Genomic DNA, 5,947 nt, shown 5'->3' on the forward strand with positions numbered 1-5,947 from the left:
TCTGATTAACTCAGCCTTGCTGGGTCATTTTGCATGGCTTAGTCTAAACTCCAGTTGCATGGAATACAGACCTAACAAGAACAGCCCCTTCCCTTCTAGCGTTGGGGAGTAAGATTCAAAGCCTCTCTCCTTTTAGGAGCTACGGTGTACACACAAGTCCTCCTCACCCCCTCTCTTGCTAAGGGGGAGAACCGGATATTTCCCCCCTTGACAAGGCAGGGCTGATTCATTCCCCAAAGAGCTTTAAAAATCAAGGGTTATAGCGATTAAAAATTAGTTATTTTGTTACCAACGTGCCGATGAAACCAACTATTTTACTGATATTTCAGTGCTTAAATGTTCATCTTTTCGTCACGCTTACTTACAATTTTCTCGCTAACCATCTTGACAAATCCTGTTTGAAATGGAATGAAACAGCCCTGCCTTGACAAGGGGGGACTAAGGGGGGTAAATCCAGGGTTTGGGCTTCATTACCAAGATGTGTGTACACGGTAGCCTTTTAGGAGAGAGGAATGGAAGTGAGGTCAAAACTGTACTGCATCCATGCGAGAACTTCTATAACCGAGAAGTACTGGGTTTCAAGTTTACTTATTCTGACTTTTGAATTCTGAATTATGCTGCATCTCGTTTCCATACTCTGCATGGAAACAAAATCACAAGATTATTTCACTTTGGCAGAGCTACTTCTAGCTAAGAAATAACTATCTGAGGTTGCTCAATTGTACCATCAGGCATGATAGTATCTCGCAACTTCGCATAAATCAAATTTGTCTTCCAAAGGTTTGCATTGCTCAAGTTTGCTTTAGTTAAATTTGCCCATGTCAAGTCTGCACTAGTTAAGTTAGCCTCAGTCAAATTAGCTTCTAGTAATTTTGCTCCACATAGCTTGGCTCGTGTGAGATTTGCAAAACTTAAGTTAGCTTCAATCAGCGATGCTTCAATTAATTTGGCTTCACTTAAGTCTGCTTCTCTCAAATCTACATCACATAAAGAAGCACCCCAAAGATTACTACCTATGAATTTTACTCGCCATAAGAATGTTCCGCACAAATTTGCTCGTGTTAAATCAGCATTAGTCAAATTGGCTTCACATAAAGATGCTTCATACAAATTAGCTTCGCGTAAGCTAGCTTGGATCAAATTTGCGCCACTTAAATTAGCACGAGTCAGAACACAGCCAGATAAATTTGCATCACGCAAATCAGCTCCAATTAAATTAATACCACTTAAATCAATTCCTTTCAGGTCGATTCCCCTCAAGTCACATCCACTGAAATCCCGACGCTGAAAATATTTATTTGTAATTTGACTTAAAATAAATTCCTGTTGTTGAGGATAATTGTTCATGGTATTCACCTCTGGGTGTAATCGATCTCAAAGGTTGAGTGTGTTAGTTACCGCAATACTTCTCGCTTTGTGCATTTTTAATTCGGAATCGGGTTTTAGCAAAAGGTTACTGGGTTTGAGTTAAAGGTTTTTTCTTTCCCCTTTCCCCTTTCTTTTTTCCCCTTAACCGAGAAGTATTGGTAGTTACCGTATATTGAGAGTACACCGCAAACGGAGATTAGCTCAGTAAATAATCAAAAATAAATTAACAGAAAATCGGCAATCACTTGAAAATGCGTTTTTTCAGTGGTTTTTAAAACAAAAAATGCTGACATAAGTCAGGAAATATTCATATAACAAGAGTCATTTGTCTTTGGTCATTTATCATTGGTACTAATAGACCTCTTGCAAAAATATATTTTTGCACTCTTAGGGAAAAGGGAAAAGGTTAAAGGGAAAGGATTTGGAGTTTTTTTACCCTTTTACCCCGACTTTTGCAATAAGTCTAATGACTTCGATTTCCCTACAGCTTTTTATGAAAAGCCAGGGGATGAGTTAAGATTTCAAATTTCCATCAGTGTTGAGTATTTCTTTTCACTTATTACCCAGCACTGATAGCGAAGGCATAACTCTATTGAGTTATGACGTATCTTTTTGTTGCTTTCACTACTGCGCTTTTTGATTTACTTGTAACCAAATTTCTAGACTAGCAAGCAACCACAGCTTTACTCCATATCGGCTCCAAGTATCTCCTTGATAGTTTAACCAATTACGAATTGGCATCTGGTTTAAGTAAGGAGTGATAGCTGCATTTCGATTGAGCAATAAATCTCTGGCTTCTTGCTGCCAATATTTCCGAAATCCTAGCTGCACTGGTACCATCATGCCACTTTTGGGACGATGAATAATTGTGTCTGGTAAGATATCTGCGATCGCCAAAGACGTACCGTAGGTAATCGCTTGCTTTAAAACTGCTTTTTCTTCCACTCCCGAAAGCTTATACTCTGGAGGTATCTCCATGCTTAACTCTACTATTCGTTGGTCAAACAGAGGAGAACGACCTTGCAAAAGAGCAGCTTGAGTCAAGTTACTGACTTTCGTCAAAATTTGGTCAGCGCCTTTAAATTTAATATTCATTGCCATCAACCGATTCAGATAGCTAGCTTGGGAATATAAATCTTCTGCAAAAACCCAAGGCGCTGTTTGTACTGCTGTCCAAACTTCTGGTTTTAAAAGTTGTGGTAAGTCAACAGCACACTTTTGAAAGGAAATTAAATAAGCTTGCAATGCATCTTGATTGGTGACAGAGCCATATAAACTATTAATTAGCATCGGCTGATTTTTTGGGCCGCCAAAACAAGGGTCGCCACCTTCACCATTTAAAACTACTTCTACGCTTTCTCTCGCCAGTCGTCCCAGCAACAGGTTGGGAACAGTTAATGGGTCGCCAATGGGGTCATCTAAATAAGCCATTGTTTCCGGCAGGCGTGACCACATATCCTTAAAAGTAATTTCTAAAATGTGGTGCTGCGTCTGACAATGGGATGCAACGAGACTGGAAAATTCTAACTCATTGGGACATTCTGAACCAAAATGAATCGAGAAGGTGTGGACTGGTGCTTTGTGGAATTTTGCTACTAAAGCAGTGATACTGCTAGAATCCAAACCACCAGAAAGAAAAACGCCAACGGGTTCATTAGCTGGTGGTAAATATTCTTGAACAACTTGCTCTAGAAGTTCTCGCAAGCGATCGCCATGCCATGCTAAGGGTCGATCGCTTGCTATAATCTGTTCTTGAAGCTGCCAATAAGCTGTAGCTTTGTAGTCAGGAAATTCTAAAACAGTTCCAGGTCGCAGTTCTCGCACCTGTTCCCAAAGGGTTCGTTCGCCAGGAACAAAAGCACAACAAAGATAATCTCGCAACGCCACCAAATCTAAATCGGATGAACGATGAGGTGCTAAAGTTCTCAGTTGAGGCGCAATCCAACGAACTGAACCAGTGGTAGTGTAATAGAGAGTACGCACACCGATGCGATCGCGAATCAATCTCAACACCTGTTTCTCTCTATCCCAAACCACCAACGCAAACATCCCTACAAGTTGGCTAAGACTTTCATTACCCCATCGTTCCCAAAGATTGGCCACCAGTTGCAGAGAACTTCCTTGAAAGCTATCTGGTTCAATTCCTAACTTTTGCAGCAATTGCACTCGGTTAGTTAACCAAACATCACCAACAACAACAAATCGTCCTCTAGAACTGATTGCTAATTTCTCCGTCAGCAATTCCGAAGTTGTGCGTGGTAAAATTACAGAAATTTTTTCATCTCGCCAAGCTATATCTTCATAATTTGGATCAACTTTTCCCCACGCTACGCGCCAGCTTGGCTTAGTTTTGCTGAATTCGATTTTAGGAGATTTACGATTTTTAAACGCATCAAATAGCATGGGAAATTTTCAACGCATAATCAGTAAGAATCCCACCTCCAACGCACTCGTTGCAAGCGAGGAGGGGGCTATAATGTAACTTATATTTTCTAGTGTATAATTTTAAAAATCCAAGCAAAATACAAGTTTTATAACCATAAAATTTTCCATTCTCCCTCAAATGACGCACCCTAGAAGATTTAAAATTTTGCTTGACAAACTCAGGCTACATCATTAAACGGAAGTTTAGGTATTTGATTGTAAACTTCTGCATTTTCTTCAAGAGCTTGACGTATATCGTATTGCGTTTGTAAATTCAACCAAAACTGAGCGCTGCTACCAAAATAGCGAGATAAACGCAACGCTGTATCTGCTGTAATACTGCGTTTTCCAGATAAAATTTCACTAATTCGTGTCTGAGCTACACCTATATCTTTGCTTAATCGATAAGGGGTAATATTTAGTGGCTCTAAAAATTCTAGTTGTAGGATTTCCCCAGGGTGAATATTTGGCAGACGGGTGTTATTCATAATTATTGACCTGCATTAGTGGTAATCTACTATTTCAACTTCCGAGGCATTATTCTCATCCGTCCAAACAAAGCAAATTCGCCATTGATCGTTAATACGAATGCTGTACTGCCCTTTCCTGTCGCCAACTAACTTTTCTAAACGATTACCAGGTGGAGAGCGCAAATCGCTAATTGACGTTGCAGCCTCAAGGATGAGCAGTTTTCGGAAAGCAGTTTTTTGGATATTGGGCGGATACTGAGAAGATGTAAAGCCGTCAAAGATAAGCTTTGTCTCTTCAGATTTAAAACTAACAATCACAATACTATCGCTTTGCGTTACTATCGTAAAGCGTTAGTATACACTTCAAGGCAACTCGCATTAACTTAATTTGTGTGATGCCAAGTGTGATTCCTGCGAAAAGCTATCTAGCTTTAGAAAAATTACTTCAAAATGCCTTCTGCCTCTTGCCTCCTGAATTCTTAGAGGATGTTTGAAAAGTCTGTAGTAGTGTATCGAATATTTGTTTACCCCACCCTAACCCTCCCCGTATGTATTGGGGAGGGAACTAGATTTTCCTGTTTCCCCCCAATACATCGGGGGGATTAAGGGGGGTAATGTGACTTGTGTGTACACCGTAGCCAATGCATCGGGGGGATTAAGGGGGGTGAAAATGCGATTAAACACAGCCAAACACTTTTAAAACAACCTCTTATAAAGATCCAGCAATCATCCCAGCAAGTAAAATAAAACCAATCCACACATTTTGCCGGAACATTTCACCATAAGCAGAATTAGGTAAGTATCGCTCTCTTAATCGCAGAGACTGCCAAACCCATCCGATAGTAGCAATTGCAAGGCTAATCCAGAAAGCTAAGTGCAGATGTATAACTACGCCTAACCAAGACAATAACAAAATTGTGCCAGCAAAGAAAATTCCAATAGCGAGAGGGGCATAATTACCGAAAAAAAGGGCGCTAGAATTAACACCAATGCGGCGATCGTCTTCTTTATCGCTCATGGCGTAAACTGTATCAAATCCCAATGTCCACAATACAGTTGCGCCCCAAAGCAACCAAGTTGGCTGAGAAATGCTTTGCGTTACCGCACTCCAACTAATCAAAACCCCAAAACCCCAAGCGATGGAAAGCACCAGTTGCGGTACGGGAAACACCCGCTTTGCACCTGGATAAAGCAAAATTACAGGCACTGCTGCCACGCATAACCAGAAACTCAAGGGGTTAAGATAAAAGGCCAAGACTGCTGCACACGCTAGCGAGACGATCGCAACTACAATCCCAACTTTCACAGATAAGGCACGAGAAGCGAGGGGGCGATCGCGTGTTCTCTCCACTTCTGGATCGATATTCCGATCCCATAAATCGTTGACAACACACCCAGTTGCACTCGTGGCCAGAGTACCCAATATAATCACACCAACCAGAGGTAAAGGCGGTTTTCCTGAAGCTGCCAAAAACACAGCCCAAAGGGCAGGAATCATTAAAATTAACCGCCCTTCTGGTTTATGCCAGCGTAAAAGCCGGATAATTACAAGCCAAATTGGTGACTGGGGGCGTTCTGGTGTCGTTAGCATAGGATTGATTGATGGGGCATTGGGCATTGGGCATTGGGGATTGGGCATTGGGTATTGGGCATTGGGTATTGGGCATTGGGTATTGGGCATTGGG

The 5,947-nt window shown here is 41.2% G+C and carries 5 protein-coding genes; all 5 read right to left on the bottom strand.

All coding sequences use genetic code 11. The features are described 5' to 3' along the window. Window positions 1–690: 690 nt before the first annotated feature. The 5 genes from RMX89_RS31290 to RMX89_RS31310 all read right to left on the bottom strand — a co-directional run bounded on the left by RMX89_RS31290 (window position 691) and on the right by RMX89_RS31310 (window position 5,853). The gene (locus tag RMX89_RS31290) at window positions 691–1,347 is read right to left on the bottom strand and encodes a pentapeptide repeat-containing protein (RefSeq protein ID WP_322686734.1); all 657 of its coding nucleotides are present in this window, start codon (window positions 1,345–1,347) and stop codon (window positions 691–693) included. Window positions 1,348–1,992: 645 nt separating this feature from the next. Next, window positions 1,993–3,771, bottom strand: coding sequence for an asparagine synthetase B family protein (locus tag RMX89_RS31295; RefSeq protein WP_322691679.1), 1,779 nt, complete (start codon window positions 3,769–3,771; stop codon window positions 1,993–1,995). A gap of 200 nt (window positions 3,772–3,971) precedes the next feature. Beyond that, entirely contained in the window at window positions 3,972–4,280 is a 309-nt protein-coding gene (locus RMX89_RS31300) for a HigA family addiction module antitoxin (RefSeq protein ID WP_322672404.1), read from the bottom strand. A gap of 15 nt (window positions 4,281–4,295) precedes the next feature. Continuing rightward, window positions 4,296–4,580 (bottom strand): type II toxin-antitoxin system RelE/ParE family toxin, encoded by a 285-nt coding sequence (locus RMX89_RS31305; protein ID WP_322672405.1) that lies wholly within the window; start codon window positions 4,578–4,580, stop codon window positions 4,296–4,298. A gap of 391 nt (window positions 4,581–4,971) precedes the next feature. Next, window positions 4,972–5,853 carry a 4-hydroxybenzoate solanesyltransferase gene (locus RMX89_RS31310; protein ID WP_322691691.1) on the bottom strand — a complete coding sequence of 294 codons (882 nt, stop codon included), beginning with the start codon at window positions 5,851–5,853 and terminating at the stop codon, window positions 4,972–4,974. Window positions 5,854–5,947: the final 94 nt, after the last annotated feature.

This window comes from Nostoc sp. DedSLP04 (assembly GCF_034530775.1).
GTDB lineage: Bacteria > Cyanobacteriota > Cyanobacteriia > Cyanobacteriales > Nostocaceae > Nostoc.

Excerpts from the sequence above, each read along its gene's own strand:
- RMX89_RS31290 (WP_322686734.1), bottom strand. The coding sequence starts at position 1,347 with ATGAACAATTATCCTCAACAACAGGAATTTATTTTAAGTCAAATTACA.
- RMX89_RS31295 (WP_322691679.1), bottom strand. The coding sequence starts at position 3,771 with ATGCTATTTGATGCGTTTAAAAATCGTAAATCTCCTAAAATCGAATTC.
- RMX89_RS31300 (WP_322672404.1), bottom strand. The coding sequence starts at position 4,280 with ATGAATAACACCCGTCTGCCAAATATTCACCCTGGGGAAATCCTACAA.
- RMX89_RS31310 (WP_322691691.1), bottom strand. The coding sequence starts at position 5,853 with ATGCTAACGACACCAGAACGCCCCCAGTCACCAATTTGGCTTGTAATT.